Source organism: Thermocrinis sp. (assembly GCF_036781485.1).
Classification (GTDB): domain Bacteria; phylum Aquificota; class Aquificia; order Aquificales; family Aquificaceae; genus Thermocrinis.
This window is the reverse complement of the sequence record NZ_DAIQAX010000002.1, coordinates 94,872-116,672: the sequence shown is the minus strand read 5'-3', so window position 1 is coordinate 116,672 and position 21,801 is coordinate 94,872. Positions and strand designations below refer to the sequence as shown.

21 protein-coding genes are annotated in these 21,801 nt (G+C 42.1%); 7 read left to right on the top strand and 14 right to left on the bottom strand.

The annotated features are described in order from the left end of the window. Positions 1-5 precede the first annotated feature (5 nt). From V7P40_RS02210 to V7P40_RS02200, 3 genes are read right to left on the bottom strand one after another with little or no spacing between them, the layout of a single operon-like run. Positions 6-239 carry a YggT family protein gene (locus V7P40_RS02210; RefSeq protein ID WP_333784336.1) on the bottom strand — a complete coding sequence of 78 codons (234 nt, stop codon included), beginning with the start codon at positions 237-239 and terminating at the stop codon, positions 6-8. Beyond that, complete coding sequence (locus tag V7P40_RS02205) at positions 236-2,236, bottom strand: VC_2705 family sodium/solute symporter (RefSeq protein ID WP_333784335.1); 2,001 nt, start codon at positions 2,234-2,236, stop codon at positions 236-238. Before V7P40_RS02205 ends, V7P40_RS02210 begins: the two co-directional genes overlap by 4 nt. 1 nt (position 2,237) lies before the next feature. Then, positions 2,238-2,495, bottom strand: coding sequence for a DUF4212 domain-containing protein (locus tag V7P40_RS02200; RefSeq protein ID WP_333784334.1), 258 nt, complete (start codon positions 2,493-2,495; stop codon positions 2,238-2,240). Between the two features lie 219 nt (positions 2,496-2,714). On the opposite strand from V7P40_RS02200, the gene acs reads away from it, so the two are divergent. After that, the gene (gene acs, locus V7P40_RS02195) at positions 2,715-4,610 is read left to right on the top strand and encodes an acetate--CoA ligase (RefSeq protein ID WP_333784333.1); all 1,896 of its coding nucleotides are present in this window, start codon (positions 2,715-2,717) and stop codon (positions 4,608-4,610) included. Between the two features lie 67 nt (positions 4,611-4,677). Further along, on the top strand, positions 4,678-5,079 hold the full coding sequence (locus V7P40_RS02190; protein WP_333784332.1) for a septal ring lytic transglycosylase RlpA family protein: 402 nt from the start codon (positions 4,678-4,680) through the stop codon (positions 5,077-5,079). Here V7P40_RS02190 and V7P40_RS02185 read toward each other — a convergent pair. The 5 genes from V7P40_RS02185 to tkt are packed head-to-tail and all read right to left on the bottom strand — an operon-like array spanning position 5,063 to position 10,156. Further along, positions 5,063-5,863 carry a radical SAM protein gene (locus V7P40_RS02185; protein ID WP_333784331.1) on the bottom strand — a complete coding sequence of 267 codons (801 nt, stop codon included), beginning with the start codon at positions 5,861-5,863 and terminating at the stop codon, positions 5,063-5,065. The two genes, V7P40_RS02190 and V7P40_RS02185, sit on opposite strands and share 17 nt — an antisense overlap. Next, on the bottom strand, positions 5,835-6,701 hold the full coding sequence (gene ricT / locus V7P40_RS02180) for a regulatory iron-sulfur-containing complex subunit RicT (RefSeq protein ID WP_333784330.1): 867 nt from the start codon (positions 6,699-6,701) through the stop codon (positions 5,835-5,837). Before ricT ends, V7P40_RS02185 begins: the two co-directional genes overlap by 29 nt. Beyond that, complete coding sequence (locus tag V7P40_RS02175) at positions 6,649-7,620, bottom strand: DNA polymerase III subunit delta' (RefSeq protein WP_333784329.1); 972 nt, start codon at positions 7,618-7,620, stop codon at positions 6,649-6,651. Before V7P40_RS02175 ends, ricT begins: the two co-directional genes overlap by 53 nt. Beyond that, the gene (gene folE / locus V7P40_RS02170; protein ID WP_333784328.1) at positions 7,617-8,177 is read right to left on the bottom strand and encodes a GTP cyclohydrolase I FolE; all 561 of its coding nucleotides are present in this window, start codon (positions 8,175-8,177) and stop codon (positions 7,617-7,619) included. The genes V7P40_RS02175 and folE overlap by 4 nt, the downstream gene beginning before the upstream one ends. After that, positions 8,168-10,156 (bottom strand): transketolase, encoded by a 1,989-nt coding sequence (gene tkt, locus V7P40_RS02165; protein WP_333784327.1) that lies wholly within the window; start codon positions 10,154-10,156, stop codon positions 8,168-8,170. The genes folE and tkt overlap by 10 nt, the downstream gene beginning before the upstream one ends. 148 nt (positions 10,157-10,304) lie before the next feature. Here tkt and dnaE point away from each other — a divergent pair, with 148 nt between their 5' ends. Beyond that, positions 10,305-13,763 (top strand): DNA polymerase III subunit alpha, encoded by a 3,459-nt coding sequence (gene dnaE, locus V7P40_RS02160; protein ID WP_333784326.1) that lies wholly within the window; start codon positions 10,305-10,307, stop codon positions 13,761-13,763. Positions 13,764-13,994: 231 nt separating this feature from the next. On the opposite strand, the gene V7P40_RS02155 is transcribed toward dnaE, so the two are convergent. The 4 genes from V7P40_RS02155 to V7P40_RS02140 are packed head-to-tail and all read right to left on the bottom strand — an operon-like array spanning position 13,995 to position 16,566. Further along, positions 13,995-14,720, bottom strand: coding sequence for a PP2C family serine/threonine-protein phosphatase (locus tag V7P40_RS02155; RefSeq protein WP_333784325.1), 726 nt, complete (start codon positions 14,718-14,720; stop codon positions 13,995-13,997). Next, on the bottom strand, positions 14,717-15,223 hold the full coding sequence (locus V7P40_RS02150) for a TlpA disulfide reductase family protein (protein ID WP_333784324.1): 507 nt from the start codon (positions 15,221-15,223) through the stop codon (positions 14,717-14,719). Before V7P40_RS02150 ends, V7P40_RS02155 begins: the two co-directional genes overlap by 4 nt. 4 nt (positions 15,224-15,227) lie before the next feature. Further along, entirely contained in the window at positions 15,228-16,232 is a 1,005-nt protein-coding gene (locus V7P40_RS02145) for a SulP family inorganic anion transporter (protein ID WP_333784323.1), read from the bottom strand. Continuing rightward, positions 16,147-16,566: a SulP family inorganic anion transporter gene (locus V7P40_RS02140; protein ID WP_333784322.1), complete on the bottom strand. Its 420-nt coding sequence runs from the start codon at positions 16,564-16,566 to the stop codon at positions 16,147-16,149. The genes V7P40_RS02145 and V7P40_RS02140 overlap by 86 nt, the downstream gene beginning before the upstream one ends. 40 nt (positions 16,567-16,606) lie before the next feature. Between V7P40_RS02140 and rimP the strand changes: the two genes are divergently transcribed. From rimP to frr, 4 genes are read left to right on the top strand one after another with little or no spacing between them, the layout of a single operon-like run. Next, complete coding sequence (gene rimP, locus V7P40_RS02135) at positions 16,607-17,080, top strand: ribosome maturation factor RimP (protein WP_333784321.1); 474 nt, start codon at positions 16,607-16,609, stop codon at positions 17,078-17,080. Further along, complete coding sequence (nusA, locus tag V7P40_RS02130; RefSeq protein ID WP_333784320.1) at positions 17,074-18,045, top strand: transcription termination factor NusA; 972 nt, start codon at positions 17,074-17,076, stop codon at positions 18,043-18,045. Before rimP ends, nusA begins: the two co-directional genes overlap by 7 nt. Position 18,046: 1 nt before the next feature. Beyond that, positions 18,047-19,306 (top strand): 23S rRNA (uracil(1939)-C(5))-methyltransferase RlmD, encoded by a 1,260-nt coding sequence (rlmD, locus tag V7P40_RS02125; RefSeq protein WP_333784319.1) that lies wholly within the window; start codon positions 18,047-18,049, stop codon positions 19,304-19,306. Between the two features lie 10 nt (positions 19,307-19,316). Continuing rightward, positions 19,317-19,859 (top strand): ribosome recycling factor, encoded by a 543-nt coding sequence (gene frr, locus V7P40_RS02120; protein ID WP_333784318.1) that lies wholly within the window; start codon positions 19,317-19,319, stop codon positions 19,857-19,859. Here frr and V7P40_RS02115 read toward each other — a convergent pair. Then, entirely contained in the window at positions 19,856-21,082 is a 1,227-nt protein-coding gene (locus V7P40_RS02115; RefSeq protein WP_333784317.1) for a glycosyltransferase family 39 protein, read from the bottom strand. The genes frr and V7P40_RS02115 overlap by 4 nt on opposite strands. Next, positions 21,066-21,587 carry a phosphatase PAP2 family protein gene (locus V7P40_RS02110; protein ID WP_333784316.1) on the bottom strand — a complete coding sequence of 174 codons (522 nt, stop codon included), beginning with the start codon at positions 21,585-21,587 and terminating at the stop codon, positions 21,066-21,068. Before V7P40_RS02110 ends, V7P40_RS02115 begins: the two co-directional genes overlap by 17 nt. Between the last annotated feature and the right edge of the window lie 214 nt (positions 21,588-21,801).

Here is a 21,801-nt window from a genome sequence, read left to right as displayed (position 1 = left end):
GTATGTTAAAGAATTTTAACTACCAAAAATCTAAGCAAAAGCAGGGTTATGAGCAACAGAACTGTATGACAGCAGGGAAAGACTACTCTGTATGGTTTGTATAGGGGCTCCGTGAATTGGTAGAAAAACCTATAAAAGAAGTTGTTAAGATCTTTTGTAAAAAATTCAAGGGCGGCCCGCCCAAGGACGAGCCACATAAAGAAGGCAAGGGTGTAGTTCAAAAACTGCTCTAAGGTCATTCTTCCGCACCAGCCTTGACCGCTCCCTTTGGATACCTGATGTTATCCACAAACTCTTGTATTTCCTTAGGTGGTGGAGGTGTTAGACGAGAGACTATAAACGTGACGATGAAGTTGAGGGGCATGCCAAAAATACCAGCGGCGATGGGCTTTATACCAAAGATCTCAAACCCGTAGAACCTGCTGGCTATTAGGTAGGCTATGGTGACGCTTAGGCCCACGATTATACCGGCTATGGCACCGTATTTGTTAGTTCTTTTGTCCCATATTCCAAGCACCAGCGCTGGGAACAGGGAAGATGCAGCCAGAGAGAAAGCCCAAGCAACGAGTTCAACTATTATAGCTAATCTGAAGGAAGCTACATAAGCACCCAGTAAAGCAACAATCAAGAGTAGGGCCTTTCCTATCTTAACCCTTGTGGAAGGAGAAAGATTTGGGTTAATGATCTTGTAATACAGGTCGTGGGATATGGCGTTGGATATGGTAATTAAAAGACCGTCCGCTGTAGAAAGCGCTGCCGCAAGACCACCAGCTGCAACAAAACCAGCTATGACATAGGGAAGACCTGCAATTTCAGGTGTGGCAAGGACTATCATGTCGGGATGTATCTTTATCTCCGCAAATTGGATAATACCATCACCGTTTAGGTCCTTTATGGTGATGAGGCCCACCTTTGCCCACCTTTCTACCCACGAGGGCATCTCAGAAAAAGCTTTTCCTACCAGGTTTAACATCTCATACCTTCCAAAGGCTGCGTAAGCGGGTGCGGTTATGTAAAGGAGCAGTATGAAGAAGAGTGCCCATCCTGCAGAGGTCCTTGCCTCTCTGACGGTGGGTGTGGTGTAAAACCTCATTATGACGTGAGGTAATCCCGCTGTTCCCAACATTAGCATTAGGGTTAGGGCTAAGAAGTTTGCCATGCCCTTTGCGTCAGAAGGTGGAGCAACGTAAGATTTAGGAGGCTTAGAGGCAGCTTCTGCATCCTTCATAGCCTGTGTCCATTTTTCCTTAGCTTCTTTGGGAGACTTTGGATACTCTTTTAGCTTTTGCTCAAGCTCAGCCCTGCTTGGATCATCTGGTGGCAGGGATGCAAGCTTTGCTTCAAGCTCTTTCTTTCCTTCTTCCCAGCTTTGGGGTAGTGCGGCAATCTTGGCTTTTAGCTCCTCTGCCCTTTTCTTGTGGATTTCTCTAACTTCTTGCTCCTTTGGATCATCCTTCAGCTGAGCGAATTTTCGCTCAATTCCCTGTAGGGCAAAGCCGTAAGATATTTGGGATACGGGATTTCCTGTGTATTTGAAAGAGAGAACCGTAACTGGGATTAGGTAAGCGATTATCAGCACTATATACTGTGCTACCTGGGTCCAAGTTACCGCCCTCATTCCTCCCAAGAAGGAGCAAACAAGTATGCCAACCAAACCTAAGAAAACACCTACTTCAAAAGGAATACCCAAAAGTCTGCTGGCTATGATACCCACACCGGTTATCTGGGCAACCAAGTAAGTGAAAGAAACAATAAGGGTGGCTATTATACCTACAAAACGGGGGAATTTTCCTCCATACCTTGCATCCAAAAAGTCAGGAATTGTATATGCTCCGAACTTTCTAAGATAGGGTGCTATGAGAACACCCAACAGAACATATCCGCCCGTCCATCCCATTATAAAGGCAAGCCCATTGTAGCCTTGCAAAGCCAAAGCGCCAGCCATTCCGATAAAAGACGCCGCAGACATCCAGTCCGCCGCAGTAGCCATTCCGTTGAAGACTGCCGGAACTCTTCTTCCTGCCACATAATACTCAGCAACCTTTCCCGTCCTTGAAATAATTCCTATAGCTGCATAAACCGCAATGGTTCCAAAGAGAAAAACATAACCTATAAAGACTGGAGACAATCCGAAGAGTTTTTCTCCTATGCCTAATAGGATAAGAAGAAGTATGAGGCCACCGGTGTAAATAGAATAGACCTTTTTTAATCTGCTTACAAAAGCCTCCTGCGTCATGTCACTCCTCCTCTACACCATACTTTTTGTCAATTTCATTCATACTTTTTGCATAAAAAACTAAAAGTAGAATGAAAACTATTAGCGAACCCTGGGAGCCCATGTAATAACCTAATGGAAAGCCAAAAATAACTATCTTGTTAAGCCAACCAGCTATGAGAGCTGCTCCATAGGAGACCAAAGCCCAAATAACAAGGACTAGATACATAAGGTTGCGGTTTTCCCGCCAATAGCTTTGCAGTTGCTCCTTTGATAGCATGCTACCACCTCCTTTTTATAGGTTTTTGATTTATTTAGTTTAGCAATTTTTGGAATATAGTCAAGTTTATAAGACTATTCATATAATTATTTGCCATGTTAAGCGGTTTTTAATTTCAAAAATATACGATTTTAATCATATACTTTTGAATTTTGCGAGCAAGGGGCTAATTTTTCCAAAAAATCCTTTTATAATTTTTAAACAAAAAGGAGGTCTAACATGGAGGCAAAAGATGAGGTCCTTTTAAAGGTGGAAGACAAGTACCATCCTCCCAAGGATGTCTTAGACAGGGCTTGGATCAAGGATTACGAGACTCTTTATCAAGAGTCAATAAGGGACAGAGAAGGCTTTTGGGCCAAGGTGGCAGAAGAGCTTCACTGGTTTAAAAAATGGGACAAGGTTTTGGATTGGCAGTTTCCGTACGCTCAGTGGTTTGTAGGAGCTAAGACAAACATTACTTACAACTGTTTGGACAGGCACGTAAACAATGGCAGAAGGAACAAAGTAGCCTACATATGGCTAGATGAGGAAAACAACGAAAAGAAGATAACTTATGGGGAACTCTTAGAACTTGTTAGTAGAATAGCAAACGGCTTAAAGTCCTTAGGTGTAAGAAAGGGAGACAGAATTTCTATTTACATGCCAAACACCATAGAGGCTATTGCTTGTATGTTAGCATGTGCTAGAATTGGTGCCATTCATAGCGTTGTGTTTGCGGGCTTTAGTGAAGGTGCACTCAGAACAAGGATAGAAGATGCAAAGGCAAAAATCGTGATTACAGCAACGTACACAAAGAGGAGGGGAAAGAAGATAGATTTACTTTCAACAGCTTTAAGGGCAATAGATGGGTTTTCTTTTGTGGATAAGGTGGTTGTATGGGATAGAGACAAAGATGTGTTAAACGGAGAAAATCCACAGCTTGTGAGCTTAGATAAGCTCATACAGGAATCATCTCCTGCTTGTGAGCCCGAAGTTATGGACGCAGAGGACCCTCTATTTATCCTTTATACATCTGGCACAACAGGAAAGCCAAAGGGAGTTCTTCATACCACCGGTGGTTATATGGTGGGAACATACTACACTACCAAGGTAGTCTTTGACGCCCACGAGGATGACATCTACTGGTGCACCGCAGATATTGGATGGATAACAGGACACTCTTACATAGTTTATGGACCCCTTGCCAATGGGCTAACTTCTCTAACTGTGGAGGGTGCGCCAGATTATCCAGACCCGGGCAGATGGTGGAGTTATGTAGAAAAGTATAGAGTAAATATCTTTTACACCGCACCCACTGCTATAAGAATGTTTATGAGGTACGGAGAGGAGTGGCCAGCCAAGTACGACCTTTCTTCTCTGAGAATTCTGGGTAGTGTGGGCGAGCCTATAAATCCGGAAGCTTGGGAGTGGTATTACAAAAACATAGGAAGGGGGAAATGCGTAATAGTGGATACATGGTGGCAAACAGAAACGGGCGCCCACATGATAACCACTATCCCATCCTATCCGGCAAAGCCAGGAAAGGCTGGGAAGCCCTTCTTTACCATAGAGCCAGCGGTGGTGGACGGTTCAGGAAACCCCTTGCCTCCAAACACTGTGGGGAATTTAATAATAAAAACTCCCTGGCCATCCATGCTCAGAACTTGTTGGGGAGAGCCAGAAAGGTATGAAAAGTATTGGACTGCTATTCCAGGAAATGTTTACTTTACAGGGGACTTGGCCACTTACGACGAAGAAGGTTACATAATGATCCTTGGAAGGGCGGATGATGTTTTGAACGTAGCAGGGCACAGAATAGGCACTATGGAAGTGGAGTCTGCTTTGGTGGACCATAGCGCAGTGGCGGAGGCGGCGGTTATAGGAAAGCCTCACGAGATAAAAGGAGAATCTATAAAAGCTTTTGTAATACTTAAGAAAGGTGTGGAACCTTCCGATAGGCTGAAGGAAGATATAAAGCAACATGTAAGACAGGTTTTGGGTGCTATTGCAGTCCCCGATGAGATAGAGTTTGTGGAAAAACTTCCCAAGACAAGAAGCGGAAAGATAATGAGGAGGGTTTTAAAAGCACAGGAGCTTGGCCTACCAGTAGGCGATATTTCCACATTGGAAGACTGATTGAACCCATGGGGGCCTTGCCCCCTTGACCAAGCCCATTAATGTGTGGTAGTATAATCTAGCCACAATGGGGTGGATAATTGGTTTGTTTTTGGCAGTGGCTTTTACTATGGCCAATGAATGCTTACCAATAGAAGGATATGCTTCTTGGTATGGGGGTAAGTTTCACGGAAGGAAGGCATCAAGTGGTGAGATGTTTGACAAGTATAAATATACCGCTGCGTCAAAGCGCTTTGATATGCACTCTTACGTGCTGGTTAGAAATCTTGAAAACGGCAAGGAAGTGGTGGTCAGGATAAATGACAGAGGGCCTTACAAGAGAGGAAGGATAATAGACCTTTCAAAGTCCGCTGCGGAAAAGCTGGGGATGCTCAAGAAGGGCGTGGTTAAGGTCCAGGTATTACCCTTGGGCTGCGTGACAAAGGGAGACTCAGAGGAGATCATCGGAGACCTCATAAAGACCGATTGATCAAAAGCGTTCCACACCCGCCCAGCTTATCCTTCCTGTACCTTGTGGATAGAGTGACTCTTACATCCTGAGATTTTAGTAGAAAAAAGTGTTTTTCGTATTCTTCTGGCGACATTTGAACAAAGTTTGCATTGGTTGTATTGTAATACAGCAAAACCGCATTCACACCTAAAGCCTTTACAAGCTTAGCAAATTCTAAAAGCTCCTCCTGCGAATCGTTAATACCTTTCAGTAACAAGTAAGCCAAACCTATTTTTTTCTTTTTGCGTTTGCTTAGAACTCTCAGATGAGTTTTTAAGACATCCAAAAGGGTCTTAAGACTTCCTGCGTGGGGTAGTAGGTATTTTCTTTTTTCTTCGTCTAAGGTGTGAATGGATATTGTTATGCCGTTGTGTGGAAGGTTTAGAAGGTTTAAAAGCTTGTCTGTTGGAAAGCCAGTGGTATAAAAGGAAACCTTTACGCCATCTTTTTTAAAAGCCCAGAAAGCCTGTTCTACATTTTGATAGTTCATAAGAGGTTCGCCTATTCCTGCGATGGCTATCCTTTTTATTGGGAGCCTTTCCTTCAGAAGCTTATACTGTAAATATATCTCCTCGTAGCTTAGGTTTCTAAAAAGTCCCTTTGAGCCCGAAAGACAAAAAGGACAACCTATGGCGCAACCTACCTGTGAAGAGATACAAAGTGTGTCCCCCCTATAAAAAACTGACTCCACTCTTAAACCATCGTCCAACTCAAAAAGGTATAATCTGTTTAAATCACTCCTGAGTTCCTGCAAAAGCCTCATAGTCTAAGTTTATTCTTCTGCAACACGTGGGACATTTTCTACAATTTTCCAAGGACTTTTTATAACCGAAGGGCAAGATCTCCTCTAAGGGCACACGAACTTTTTTGTCATCAGCCTCTAACATAGCATACTCTTGAATAGGATCTACAAAGGCAAGCCTGAATTCTTTACCTTGATAACAAAGAGGTGTTCCAATTTCTGGTAAGATTTCCTTTACTAAGTAATTGTCCCTTTCGTACGCCAGACAGCACAGAAGTCTTCCACAGGGACCTGTGAATTTAGAAGGAGAAAGGGGGAGGTTCTGATTGTGTATGTCATAGACGTAAACAGATTCAAACTTCTCTGTAAATTTTGCACAGCATGTGTCGTTGCCACAGTTTCCAACCCAACCCATCATCTGAACTGCATCCCTAACTCCAACCTGCCGCATTTCTATACGTTTTTTTACAACCTTTGCAAGGTCCCTCACCAAAGGTCTAAAATCGACCCTCTGCTCAGCAGTGTAGTAAAAGAAGACTTTAGACTTATCAAGTGGTATGTATGTTTTGAGAAGCTTCATGCCGAGGTTGTACTGCCTTATCTTATCCTTACACAATTCATGCACTTCTTGCGCCTTTTTTTCGTTCTCCTCTGCATTAGCTATATCTTCTTCGTTAGCCCTTCGTACAAAGGACACTCTTGAGGACGAACTCTCTTTTGAATAACCCAGAACTTCTACGATTTCCTCCCCCTTTTCCGAATTGACTACTATTAGATCGCCCCGACTTAACTCTTCATTAACGCCGTCAACCTGCGTAATCTTCCTTGTATCCTTGAAGCGAGCCTTTATGTAAAGCAAGGTTATTACCTCCTTCCAAGTAAATATAAAACATCAACAATGTAAGGTTTAATCCTCTTCCCAAATATTCCATAGTTGAATACAGCCTATCCAATATTAGTTTATAACTATCGTCTTTTTCTTTCAAATACTTTTTGTGAATTAGAAAGGTAAGGACCTTGAGAAACAGCATTTGATCTTCTTCGCTTAGATTGTCTAATTTGTTAGCTATATTGTATACAGTCATTATATCCCCGCTTAAGAAATTCAATGCAGTTTTTACAAGATCTTCTTTTTCCTTTATCTGATTTAAAAGTTTTAGACTTCCATCCGCAAGCTCTAAAAGTGTTGGGTCAGTTATCCCAGTTCTTTTGGTTAATTCGTCCATCGTTAGAGGGGGGATCTCTAACAAAAAGCACCTTGACTTTATAGTTGGTAAGATCTTGTGTAAATTGTTGCATACTAATATGAAAAAGGTATCAGCTGGAGGCTCTTCCAATACCTTAAGTAAAGCATTCTGTGCATAGAGGTTCATAGTCTCCGCATTTTGGATGAGGACGACCTTTTTATTAGAAAGGGCTGGTCTGATATAGACAAAATCCTTTAAAGCTCTTATTTGATCCACTTTTATTTCTGTCTTTTCGGGCTTTATACATATGAAGTCTGGATGATCTCCTTGGAGATACAAAAAAATCTCTTTACCGTAGGAGGACTCTCCAAAAACTCTCAGTTTCTCCTCGGGTGTGGAAAAAAAGTCCTTGATCAGTGTGCAGGAGGTACAACTACCACAGGGTGGATACTGGTTTTTTAAGCACAAGATAGCTTGGGCAAGTTCAGAGGCAATTTCCCTTTTGCCTATACCTTCTTTACCGTAAAAAAGAATAGCATTAGGTATGCGTCCTTGCTTATACATCTTCTCTACAAAAAGCCTAGCCTTCATGATCTGGTCTTTTGTATAAGTTTCAAGAATTCTTCCCTTGTCCGTAGATCTGATAGGAAAACACCTCTTAGTGCAGAGGTTGTGGTCAGATGGCCGGGAGACATTACCCCTCTCATAGACATACACAGATGCTCCATTTCTAAGACCACGGCCACGCCCTTAGGTTTTAGTTGTTCCATGAGAAAGTCAGCTATTTGATTGGTTAGTCTTTCTTGAACCTGGGGTCTTAAGGCAAAGGCTCTGACAGCCCTTACCAACTTGGACAGTCCGCAAACTATACCTTGAGGTATGTAGGCTATATGGGCTTTTCCAAAAAAAGGCAGTAGATGATGCTCGCACAGGCTATATACGGTTATATCTCTTACCAAAACCATTTCGTTGTAATCTCCAAACTCTTCAAAGAGTTTGAAGTCAAAGTTTCTTTGTTTGTCAAACTCTTCCCACATGCGCGCCACTCTATTAGGTGTTTCCTTTAAACCCTCTCTATCTGGATCTTCTCCTATGGCTTCTAAGAAAAGCCTTACGGCTCTTTCAATCTTTTCTTTATCTATAGCCACCTTTCTATCCTCCTTGCTATTTCTTCTCCTACAAACCCAAAATGTTCCATAAGTTTTTCTCCCGGTGCGGATTTACCAAACTCTTCCATGCTTATTATCAATCCGTCCATACCTACGAATTTATGCCAGACTAAGCCTCTTCCCGCCTCTACCGCCACCCTCTTTTTTACATTCCGCATAAGAACTTTTCTCTTATACTCTTCTGGCTGAGTTTCAAAAAGTTCAAAGGAAAAGACATTTACCACGCTAACTTTTATGCCCTTCTCTTCTAAGATCTGCTTGGCTTTCAAAGCTGGATGCACTTCCGAGCCAGAAGCAAAAATTACCACTTGAGTTTCCTCTCCTCCATCTGCCAATACATAAGCACCTTTTAGACACTCCCAGTGGGAAGAATACTTTTGCCTGTCTATGAGAGGGAGCTTCTGTCTTGTTAGAACAATAGCTGTAGGTCCTTCCTTTCTTTCTATGGCTATCTGCCATGCCACGCTAACTTCGTTGGCATCAGCCGGTCTAAGAACAAAAAGGTTAGGAATGAGCCTAAGGGATGATAACTGTTCCACCGGTTGATGGGTGGGGCCATCCTCTCCCAATCCGATTGAGTCGTGAGTAAAAACATACACTACCTGTAGTTTAGAAAGGGCTGCCATTCTTATGGATGGTCTCATGTAGTCAGAGAACACCAAAAAGGTCCCACCGTAGGGTAGCACCCCTCCGTGGTATGCCATACCGTTTAGAATGGTACCCATGGCGTGCTCTCTGACGCCAAAGTGTAGATTTCTACCCTTTGGAAAATCTCCTTCTTCATGAAGGTATGTATTGTTGGATTCGGAAAGGTCCGCAGACCCTCCAAAAAGTGTGGGAATGACCTTGGATATACTATTTAAGACTTTACCGCTTGCCTGTCTTGTGGCCATAGGCTCCCTGAAATCTGGAAGAACATTTTTGTAATCCTCTCCCCAATCTCTGCTGAAGACTTTTAGCAAAAGCTCCCCCTCTTGTGGATACTTTTTGACATACTCTTGGAACATCTCCTGCCATTGCTTTTCCAGAAGCTCTCCTTTTTTTATCTTCTCAGACCTATAAAGCCACACCTCCTCTGGCACAAAGAACTCATCCTCTGGCCATCCAAAGTTTCTCTTTGTTTGTAAAACAAGCTCTTTGCCTAAGGGTGCACCATGGGCGCTTGCATCGTCCTGCTTAGGACTGCCGTAAGCCAGATGGGTTCTAACTGATATAAAGGATGGCTTTTCTTTTTGTTCCAAGGCTTTCTTTATAGCCTTTTCTAACTTTTCTAAGTCGTAACCATCTTCCACTTCCTGCACAAACCAGCCGAAAGCTTCAAACCTCTTTAGAACATCCTCCGACCAAGCTAAGGAAGTGGGCCCGTCTATGGAAACTCTGTTGTTGTCCCAGATAACTACGAGCTTGTTTAGTTTCCAATGTCCAGCCAGCTGAGCAACTTCACTAGAAACTCCTTCCATCAAGTCCCCATCGCTCACCAAGGTGAACGTGTAGTGATCTATGATAGGGAAATCTTCCTTGTTGAACTTTTCTGAAAGAAACCTTTCCGCAAGAGCCATACCAACCGCATTACCTATGCCTTGTCCAAGGGGTCCAGTGGTTGCTTCCACTCCCGGAGTTAAAAAGCTTTCTGGATGACCTGGCGTTTTGCTGTTTAGCTGTCTAAACTGCTTCAGATCTTCAATATCCAGATCGTATCCCATGACGAAAAGTAGAGAATAAAGCATTGCGCTTGCATGGCCCGCAGAAAGCACAAACCTATCCCTGTTTATCCAATTTGGATTTTTGGGATTGAACCTGAGGAACCTATCGTAGATTAAATAGGCTATATGGCTTGCACCCAAAGGCATTCCTGGATGCCCAGATTTAGCCCTCTCCACCTGATCAACGCTCAAAAACCTTATGGTATTTATCAGCAAAAGATCCTTTTCCGTAGCCTTTCTAAACCACTCTACCATGGCATGGAATATTATACTTTCACTATCTTTAAGGGTTTGTAAAAATTGAAAAAACTACTCGGAATTAGAAAGGGGGTTTTCAGAAGCTTTAAAATAGCCACTTTGCCGATAGTTATTTGTTTTAAAAAGTGTATTAAGCTAAACTTTTATGGTTGATTTTGTCCATCTGCATTTGCATACTCAATACTCCCTGCTTGACGGAGCCATAAAGATAAAAGACCTTACCAAGAGGGCTTTGGAACTTGGTTATTCTGCTGTTGCCATAACGGACCACGGGAATCTTTTTGGCATACTGGACTTTTACAAAAGCATGAGATCTGCTGGTATAAAGCCTTTGCTTGGTATGGAAGCATACTTTACCACTGGTTCAAGGTTTGATAGGAAAGGCAAAGGGTCTGAGGACAACATAACTGACAGATACAACCACCACCTAATACTCATAGCAAAAAACGACTTAGGGCTAAAAAATCTTTATAAACTCTCCTCTTTAGCTTTCAAAGAGGGTTTTTACTACAAACCGAGAATTGACTACGAGCTTTTGTCTAAATATCACGAGGGTCTTATAGCCATAACCGCTTGTCTGAAAGGTGTGCCCACTTATTACGCAAGTATAGGAGATACACACAGAGCAGAAGAATGGGTAAAAAAATTCAAAGATCTGTTTGGAGAGGATCTGTATTTGGAGCTTCAAGCCAATTCCCTTCCAGAACAAGAAATCGCCAACAGACACCTAATTCAAATCTCTAAAAAGCTTGGAGTTAAGTTGGTGGCAACAGGCGACGCCCACTACCTTATGCCCGAAGATAGAATAGCCCATCAAGTACTCATGGCTGTTCAAATGAAGAAAACACTTATGGAACTCCAAAGGGAAGAGTTTAAGTGCATTAACGATTACCTACACTTTGCCAGTAAGGAGGAAATCTGGGAGAGGTTTAGAGGCAAGTTTGATGGATGGGAGCAGGCACTGCTGAACACTTTGGAAGTAGCCCACAAGTGTGATGAAAGGTTTGAGTTACTTGAAAGTAAGGGTTATCTTCTTCCTAAGTTTTCTCAAAATCATACAGAAGAGGAGCTTTTAAGAGAGCTTGCTATAAAAGGCCTCAAGCAGAGGATTGCACAGGGGCTCGCAAAAGATTCAAAGGAATACTGGGATAGGCTTGAGTACGAGTTAGATGTTGTACAAAGAATGGGCTTTTCTGGATACTTTATCATAGTTCAGGATTTTATAAACTGGGCTAAACATAGGCACATTCCAGTGGGTCCGGGTAGAGGTTCTGCTGCCGGTTCTTTGCTTGCCTTTTCCCTCGGAATTACAGACGTGGATCCAATAAAGCATGGGCTACTCTTTGAAAGGTTCCTAAACCCAGAACGTGTTTCTATGCCAGATATAGACGTGGATTTTTGTATGGAAAACAGAGACAGAGTGCTGGAGTACGTGAAAGAAAAGTACGGTGCAGAGAACACTGCTCAAATAATTACCTACAACGTGATGAAGGCAAAGCAAGCTATAAGGGATACGGCAAGAGCTCTTGGATTGCCTTATTCGGAAGGGGACAAACTGGCAAAGCTTATACCTCAGGGAGACGTTCAAGGCACATGGCTCTCCCTGGAAGAGATGTACTTAACACCCATAGAGGAGCTTCTTGAGAAATATGGCAGACACAGAAACGATATAGAAGAAAACGCAAAGAAGTTGCGAAAGATGGCGCAGGAAAATCCAGAGATAAAGAAGCTAATAGAGATAGCTCTAAGGTTAGAGGGGCTCACAAGGCACACCTCTTTACACGCTGCGGGTGTGGTCATATCGCCTATACCTTTAGAAGAGCTCGTGCCGCTTTACTACGATGACCAACAACTTGCTACTCAGTTTGATATGTCAAAGCTTGAAGAGTTGGGACTTGTCAAGATGGACTTTCTTGGGCTTAAAACGCTAACAGAGTTGGAAAGGATGAGACAGTTGGTTAAAGAAAGGCATGGAGTAGAAGTAGAATTCCTAAAGCTTCCTTTGGATGATCAAAAGGTGTTTGAGCTTCTTAGAAAGGGTCTTACTTCCGGTGTTTTCCAGTTAGAAAGCACAGGCATGAAGAACCTGCTAAAAAGACTACAACCAGATAGCTTTGACGACATAGTGGCGGTTTTAGCCCTGTACAGACCTGGACCCCTCAAAAGTGGTCTGGTGGATAGCTACATAAACAGAAAGCATGGAAAAGAGCAGATAATCTATCCCTTTCCAGAATTGGAAGAGGTGCTAAAAGAAACCTACGGTGTATGGGTTTATCAAGAGCAGATAATGAAGGCGAGCCAAATCTTGTCAGGTTTTACTCCGGGCGAGGCAGATACGCTCAGAAAGGCAATAGGTAAAAAGAAGAAGGATGTTATGAACGAGATGAAGGAAAAGTTCATAACAGGAGCTGTGCAGAATGGTTATCCAAAAGATCGTGTGGAAAAGCTTTGGGAGGATATAGAGAAGTTTGCCAGCTATTCCTTTAACAAATCCCACTCGGTAGCATATGGATACCTATCCTATTGGACCGCTTACATGAAAGCCCACTATCCAGAAGAGTTTTTTGCAGTGAAACTTTCCACAGAGAAATCTGACAGAAAGTTTATAAACCTTCTCAGAGACGCCAAGGTAAACTTTGATATACAGATACTTCCACCAGACATAAATAAAAGTGGAGCAGATTTTGTAATAGAAGGTAGAAAAAAGATAAGATTTGGTCTTGCGAGAATAAAGGGGGTAGGAGAGGAGACAGCCAAGCTAATAGTAGAAAAAAGAGGTAGTGGTTGGAAAAGTCTGTCTGAATTTGTTCGTAGTATGGATAGCAGAAAGATAAATAAAAAAGTACTGGAAGCGCTTATTAAGGCAGGTGCTTTTGATTTTACCAGAGAGCTTAGAAGCTCCCTTCTTTCCAAATTGGAGACTAAGAATGGGCTCTATTCGGGCAACGGCCTCTTTGAAAAGAGAGATACAAAACAAGAGGACAAATCAAAGTACGAAAGGGAGGTTATAGGTTTTTATCTTTCACAACATCCCTTAGACCCATACCAAGATCTGCTGGAAGGGAAAATAACCTACATTGAAGACATAGAAGACCTGGAGGAGGGCGAATATACCTTTGCGGGCGTAGTTTCCGAGCTTAAAGTCAAAAAGAACTCAAAAGGTAGCACCTACGCAGTGTTTAACCTCATAGACAAAACCGGTGTGGTAGAAGCTGTAGCATGGTCTGAAGCATACGAAGAAAACAAAGAGAAACTAAAAGAGGACGAGCTGGTTGTTTTAGAAGGCGAGTTAATAAAGGACCAAGAAAGTGAGTCTGTGAAAATAATACTTAGACAAGTTTTTAGCATACATGAGTACCTTTCAGAGAAGGTAAGGTTTATCCGTTTGATTATGCAAAGAGAGCTTTCCACTCAAGAATTGGAAAGACTTTACAGTGTAATCAGTAAGCATTTTTCCAACAGTGGTGCAGAAATTCTTATAGAGTGTAAGGCGGATAACTACAGAGTTTTAATGCAAGCGGATCCCAGGTATAGGATAAAACCAACTAAAGATCTTTGTGAATTGCTAAAACCATTCTCGGTAGAGGTAAGTTTGGAGGTTTAAGCTTATTTTGGCTTTGTCCATAATCCTCAGAGGGTGGTTTCCCATCCCATCTAATTATAACTCCGTTATACTAAGAGCTTATACTAATAGCTGATGTTTGTTAAAAGCCTTCAGAGCAAGCCAGGGTTCTGTGAGGGAGCCAATGGAAGGAATCCCAAACAGGGGCTGGGTAAAACCAGTCAAAGTCCTTGGCAAGTTCTGAGGGGGTGTGGCTAGCGTAGGGGAGCCTTCTTATTCTATGTATATAAAACTTATGTTATCCTTTTGGTCTTTGCCTTCCAAAGACTGAAGAAAAAGTTCCACAGGTTCTTCAGACATAGCAAAAAGCTCCATTTCCTCCTTGCTAAACTCCTCCCAAAAGCCATCTGAACACACCAGTATAGACTGGCCCAAGTTGGGAATCCTTTTGGTGTATATGCTAAATTCCGATGCGTCTCCTAGTATGGCGGACGTAAGTATGTGTCTTTTAGGATGAACTCTGGCAGTTTCTTCATCCATTTTACCAGAAATGACTAAATCCTCCACTAATGTGTGGTCCCTTGATAGTTTAATGAACCTTTTCCCATCTTCTACATAAACCCTGCAGTCCCCAACGTTAAAAATCAAGATCTCGCTCTCCAAGAAAATCACGCCCGCAACGGCTGTGCCAAGTCCAAAGGCTGATGGATGTTCTTTTACGTAATCCAAAAGACAGAACTTAGCTTTCCAAAGGGCATCGTATAGGCCTTTCTCGTCCCGTGGCTGTTCTTGAGCTAAAACCTTAAGAACCTCGTAGGATGCCACCTCTCCCTTTGCATGCCCGCCTAAGCCATCTGCCACTGCAAAAAGCCTCTCTTTAGTTTCCAAAACCATGGGCTTTTCCATAGCTTCCGCCTGTATAACCTCCCTTCCCACCAACAGCGCATCTTCATTCTTCGCCCTAACCTTTCCTTTATGAGTAAAAAAACAAACTCTCATCTAAAAAGCTTTTCCAGGTCCTCCTCAAGCTCCCTATAAATACCCATCTTTACCTTTACCACCTTTCCTTCTCTATCTATAAGGTAGGATGTTGGAAAGCCAAAGAGTTTGAGCTCGCTTTCCAGATCACCCTTTGGCCTAACCATGGTAAAGCTATATGGATTTTCTTTTATAAATTTTCTAAAAGCCTCCTCCGATGTGTCCATATTTACCGCAATCACCTCAAAGCCCAAATGTTTGTAATTTTTGTAGGCTTTTTCAAAAATGGGCAATTCTTCCTTACATGGGGGGCACCAAACCGCCCAAAAGTTTAAAAGTAAGACCTTCCCCCTGTAATCTGAAAGCTTTATCTCTTTCCCCTCAACGGTAACAAGGGTCAAATCCGGTATATTCTCCACCTTTATAACTACTCCCTCCTTCTCCTGGAAAATCGTATAAGCTAAAAGAGCAACCAGCAGGAAACCAAGTACTAGGGATACTATCCATATTCTTTTCTTTTCCATCTGATCACCCCCTTAAGACTACTACAGGTTTGAACTCCGGAGGTTTCACAGTATAGCACTCCCTAAACACTGCGTAGGGGCATTTTCTGGCACAGTAGTCATGATCTAACCTCTTGAAAAGCTCCACTATGGACTGCCCCTTCGAATCAAAGATAAAATCAGTTTCCACATATTTTTCAAACTCCGCCCTTTCAAGTATAGGATAGACGTCACAGGCTATATTAGCCATAGCAGTTGTTATGCCTTGCTTTTTTAGCTCTTCAAAAAGTCTCGTGAGGGTTACTACACCTGTAGCGTCTATGTAATTTACCGCTTCCATGTCGATTAGGAGAAATTTTAAAGCCTTATTGGATCTTCTTTCGTTAACCTTGTTAAGTATGTATTCGTAAACATATTCGGCGTTTGCAAAGTATATGGGCATATTGGGTCTTATATAGCTTATCTGTGGACATTCGGGAAGATTTTCTCGTTCCGCATTAACAAAGGTGTGAGATTGAGGGTTTCTTGTGAGCACCACAAGCCTTGGATACATAGTTCTATACACAAAAGAGCCAAAGGCTATAACTGTGCCGAGGGTAAGTGCTACCCAGAGCTCCATAAAAAATACGCTGAAAAAAGTTATCCCAGCAATGACCCCGTCAGTTTTATTCAACTTGTATAGTTTGATTATTTCCTGCGGCTTTATTAGATTTATGACTGCAGAGAGGACTATAGCTGAAAGAGTAGCCTTAGGAAGATAGTAAAAGGCAGGAGCTAAAGAAATTAAGGTAATTCCCACAGTAGCACCGGTTATCACACTGGCGAGGATAGTCTTAGCCTGAAGCTGGAAGTTTAATGCAGACCTTGAAAAAGAACCACCCACAGGAAAACCTTTAAAAAACCCGGCAACTACGTTAGCCATACCTTGACCTATAAGTTCTTGGTTAGGGTTCCACTTGTCTCCAGCCTGAATGGCAAGTCGTTTGGCTATAGCAACAGCTTCCACCAGTCCAAAGAATGCAACTACCATTGCACCACCCCCGCTCGGAACCAGGTTCGGCCATGCCATAAATGACAGAAGCAGAAAGAAGGGCAGTCATTGCCACTGGACCAGTAGCTAAAAACCTTGAACTTCCAAAAAGAGCAGCAACTATGGTAGGTAAAAAGGATGCGTAAAGTCCGTATATGGGAGGCATACCGGCCAAAAGGGCGTATGCCATACCTTGTGGAACTAAAACCGCTGCTACAGTAAGGCCCGCTATCAGATCTCTTGTAATTTTGCTTCGATCGTAGTCCTTGAACCAGTGTAGGAAAGGAGCTAGGTCAAAGGATATAGTAACCCTCACTAAAATATATTGTACCATCTTATTGATTTTTCCGTGTGGTTATATGATAATAATCTTCATGCATATAGACGATAAAGTTATAGTGGACAGAGTAAAGGAGATAGTAGCCCCTGTGATAAAAAAGATGGGCTATAGACTATTTGACATAGAGTTTAAGCCAGAAAGGGGATGGGTTTTGAGGATAATAGTGGATAAAGAGGGGGGAATAACAGTTGGGGATTGCGAAGAGGTTAGCAAGAGAATATCCTCTCTTCTGGATGTGGAGGACGTTATCCCAGTTTCTTACATGCTTGAGGTTTCCTCTCCAGGTCTTACAAGGGAACTTACCAAAATCGAGCACTTTGAGTTTTTCACAGGTAGGCTGGTAAAGGTTATACTTAAAGAGCCTATAGAAAACAAAAGGGAAATTCTCGGTTATATACAGCAAGCTAAGGAGGACCTGCTGGTTATTGAGAGTAAGGAAGGGAGAAACCTTCTACACATACCAATATCAGCCATAGCAAGAGCTCACCTGGAGATAGAAAAATGGTAAAAAACTTAAAAAAGTTGATCGAACAAGTGGCTAAGGAAAAGGACATACCTGAATGGTTGGTGGAAAGGGCTCTAAAAAATTCCATAGCACTTGCTATAAAAAAGGATAGAAAAATAAAAAATCACGTAGAAGTAGAGCTGGTGGAGGATGAGATAAGGGTTTATCTCTTGCACAAGGGGGAAAAGGTCCCACTGAACATAGTTCCCGAAGAGATGAATAGGATTGCCGCTTATGCAGCAAAGGAGGAGTTTCTAAAGGAATTAGAAAGGGCAGATGAAGAGAGAAGATACTTAGAGTTTGTGGAGCTTGAGGGTGAGATAGTGTTAGGTATAGTGCGCAGAATTGCGGAAAACGGAGATCTTATAGTAGATCTTGGGAAAGCTATGGCTGTATTGCCTAAGAGAGAGCAGATACCCAAGGAGGTTTATAAAGTTGGAGATAGATTAAAAGCGCTAATTCTTCGTGTTGTAAGAAAAAGGGGTAGCTATGAAATAATCCTCTCAAGAACCCATCCAAATTTTCTAATTAAGCTCTTGGAAGCAGAGGTATCAGAAATCAAGGAGGGTGAAGTAGAGATCCTAAACGTAGTGAGAGAACCCGGGGAAAGGGCTAAGGTCTTGGTAAGGTCTAGGGATACGCGTATAGATCCGGTAGCTATAGTAGTTGGTCTAAAAGGAACCAAAATAGCCCCCATCATAAAAGAGCTTTCCGGAGAGAGGATAGACCTCATAAAAGCTACGGAAAACACGGAAGAACTCGTTAGAAAAAGCTTAGCGCCAGCACCTGTAACCGACATAAGAATAGATCCAAAAACCAAAAGAGTAGAGGTAGCTGTGCCAAGGGATAAGTTATCTGTAGCTATAGGAAAGAAAGGAGTAAATGTAAAACTGGCTAATAAGATAACGGGATGGTACATAGACGTTCTATCAGAAGAGGACTTCAGGAAACTCTCCCAGATGAAATAGTATGGGTTTAGAGGTATTCATTAAAAAAGTTGTATATGGTGGCTATGGTCTGGGAGAGGACAGAGGTAGAAAGTTCTTAGTTAGATATGCCGCACCAAAAGAGCTGGTTGAAGTTGAAGTTCTAAAAGAGAAAAAGGACTACGCGGAAGCAACGGTAAAAAACATAAAAATAGGTTCCACATGGAGAAGGACCGCTCCTTGCAAATACTACACACATTGTGGAGGATGCCAACTACAGCACCTGGACTATGAAGGACAGCTAAAAGTTAAAGAAGATACACTACTAGAATCTTTGGAAAGGATAGGAAAGATAAAGGTCAAATCCATAGATGGAGTTTTAGGCTCCAGAAAAGAGTTTGGCTACAGGATAAAGGTTCAGTTCAAAGTTAGGGATGGAGGTCTTGGTTTTTTCGCTTGGGGGACTAATGAGCTCGTTCCAATAGAAGAATGTCTTTTAGTCCATCCAAAAATAAACCACCTGATACCGGCTTTAAAGGAGCTTGTTAAATCACTAAAAGATATACAAGAGCTTCATATCACTTACTCGCCGGACGAGGACGAATTTTTGCTCAAGCTTATTACGGTTAGTCCCATGGAAACGGAAAAGTTAAGGAGAATAAAAGAAAACATATTACCCAAGGAAGTAGTTTGTTTAGGGAATTACACAAGCTTAAGGGGGAAACTCATAAAAAGAGTGGCTATTGGTAGGGAATTTTCCTTTTTAAGGTCTGGGCCGTTCAGATTAAGGGTTAGCAACGATTCCTTTTTTCAGATAAATTACACCCTTTATGAGGATTTTCCTAAGTTGGTGGTTGAAGGGGAGAGGGCAAAGAGGGTTTTAGAGCTTCACTGCGGGGTTGGGTTTTTTAGTTTCTGGATGGCTCAAAACTGCGAGTATCTTTTTGGCTCTGATGCAAACCAGTCTGCTGTAAAAGATGCAGTCTATAACGCAAAGTTAAACCAAGTTTCCAATGTTTCCTTTGCCTATGAGAGGGCTTTTGAAACGTTAAAAAACCATGCGGGGGAGGTAATAGACACACTGCTTCTTGACCCACCAAGGGAAGGTTTGTCAGAAGGCGAAGCCAAGCTTATAGTCCAGAACAAACCAAAAAGAATAATCTACGTTTCCTGTAATCCAACCACATTAGCAAGGGACCTAAAAGTATTAGTCTCCGGAGGTTATAAAATTGAAACTATAAAGCTTGTGGATAACTTTCCTCAAACCTATCACGTGGAAGCTATAGTTAAACTCCAACTTTAGGAGGTAAGGCATGATGGAGGAGCTATTTAAAAGCACAGAAGAGGATATGCAAAAGGCGGTGCAGTACTTTAAAAACGAGATAGCTGGTCTAAGAACGGGAAGGGCAAGCACAGCCCTTGTGGAGGAGATAAAGGTGGATTACTACGGCTCGAAGGTTCCTATAAAACAGCTTGCCTCTGCTAGTGTGCCGGAACCAAATCAGATCCTGCTCCAAGTGTGGGACAAAAATGCGGTAGAATTGGTGGAAAAGGCCATAGTGGAAAACCTAAACCTAACTCCTCAAAAGCAAGGAAACGTCCTGAGGATCACCCTTCCGCCCCTAACTCAAGAGAGAAGAAAGGAACTCGTTCGTATGCTTCACAAGATGGCAGAGGAAGCAAGGGTGGCAGTCAGAAACATCAGAAGGGACGCAAAGGAACTAATAGAAGACCAAGAGGGTGTGTCCGAGGATGAAATAAAAAGAGCCTTGGAAAGGCTTCAAAAACTCACAGACAAATACATAGAAGAGATAAACAGAATAGCGGAGAGTAAGGAAAGGGAGATAATGGGCTAAGGATTGCAAAGGTAAAGTCTATAATTACCGTCAAGTTCCCTTCCAGCTAATAGCATTTGACAGCTTCTTATTTCTTCTTTACTTATAACCAATGCCTCCTCTGCGGGTAGTTCATCAATTTTAGGTATACATTTTTGTAAGTAAAAGGGAATAGGGGATATCTCAGCCCCTCTGTAAAAATAAACAGGCCCTCTGAAGCTTTTCAGTACCTGCAGGGCTTTGGTTTGAAATCTATCCTTCTCGTAAAAGTGTGATATAAACAGTAAGCCAGTTAAGAATAGGCCCCCAATTACCAAAGTATTCCTTATGTATTTGTAAGACAGATGGTATGCAGAAAATACAGCAAAAGCTGGATAGGAGAATAGTATGTAGTGGTGGAGTTTGTTCTTAGCAAGGGAAAAAAATAAAAGTACGAAAGCACCCCAAAGCAGGAAGGGAATAGTTTGCTTGTTCATATTTTTGGCAATCCTCGGAATAGCTGGGAGATAAAAGAAGAAGGCTATCAGAAGCACAAAAAGATAGTAGTAAAAAGGATAGGGATGAGTCAGTCTATGCCCAGTATATCTCATTAGGTTCTCATAGAGGAAAAACTTGTAAAAATACTCCAGCCCAAACTTAAAAAGCATTAAATAATACCAACTCCCTCCCAATATCAAAAATAGAGCAACACCCTTTAGATCCATAAACCTAAGGTTTTTCTTAAGGATTATGTAAGCTGATAAGGGTAAGAAAACACCAACTGGCCCCTTGGTTAGGAAAGCAAGGGACAAAAAAGTCCAACCTAAAAGCTTTCTGTCTATCAGAAAAAAATAAAGCGCTCCGGCCATAAAGAAGTTGAGAAGCATTTCTGGAACAAAGGCCCTAGACTCTACCCACAGATGGGGCAGGGTAGCCAAGATCAAAAAAGCCTTTTTTGCCGTCTCTTCTCCAAAGTAAAGCTTAGCAATAAAGTAGGTAAATGTTCCTAAACCAACGGCAGACAGTCCAGATACAAGCCTTAGGGAGAACTCGTTAAGCCCAAAGAGTTTGGCGCTTATTAGCCCAGCGTAGTAGAGCATGGGCGGTTTCTCAAAGCGCACATCACAATTGTAGTAAGGCACAAGTATATTTCCTGAATTCAACATGTTAAAAACTGCATAGGCGTTTCTACCTTCATCCAAGGAAGTCAAACTTAAGAGCCAATTGCCAAAAACGAAAAAGAAGAAACTAATCAGAAATAGCATGTTCCCTTCTCATATGTAAAGCTAAAAGGAAAGAAAAAATTCCAAGGGCTGCCCCCACAAGGACGTCAAGCGGGAAGTGGGCACCCACGTATACCCTTCCGTAACCTATAAGAAGGGCGTAGATCAAGAAAACTCCACCCACCCACCTGTTTATGTGCAAAAAGAAGGCAAAGAGGGCAAAGGCCATGGCCGTATCCCCAGAGGGAAAAGATTTATGGTATAGGGGTTCCATTAGATATACGTCTTCCAACAAAGAGGCAGGTCTTGGTTGCTTAAAGATGTGCTTTAGCAAATTAACTAAAACTGTGGATAAGGCCATAGTGTACAAAAAGACCCTAAGCTTGCGTCTTATAAATAGCAATACGTAGAGAAAGATGGGTAAGAGAACCCAGCCCTTTCCCAAAAGGTAAAACTTGGAGAAAAAAAGGTCAAGCGTATCATGCCTTGTGTGGTTTATAAGGTAAAAGAGCTTTACGTTTATGGAAAAATCTTCAAAGACAACCAACTAAATTCCCTCCCTAAAGGCGTTTATCTTGTACTCGTTTCTATTTTGTCCAATAATTCTGCTACAATTCCCTGCTAACCACACTGCTGAATAATTATAAACCTACGGAAAGTAGGATGTAGTATCTTCTATCAGAAGAATTCTTGGACAAAGCCATGTAAATAAAAAACAAAATATGAATATGATAAAATCCATGATGGCATTTGAAAGGCAA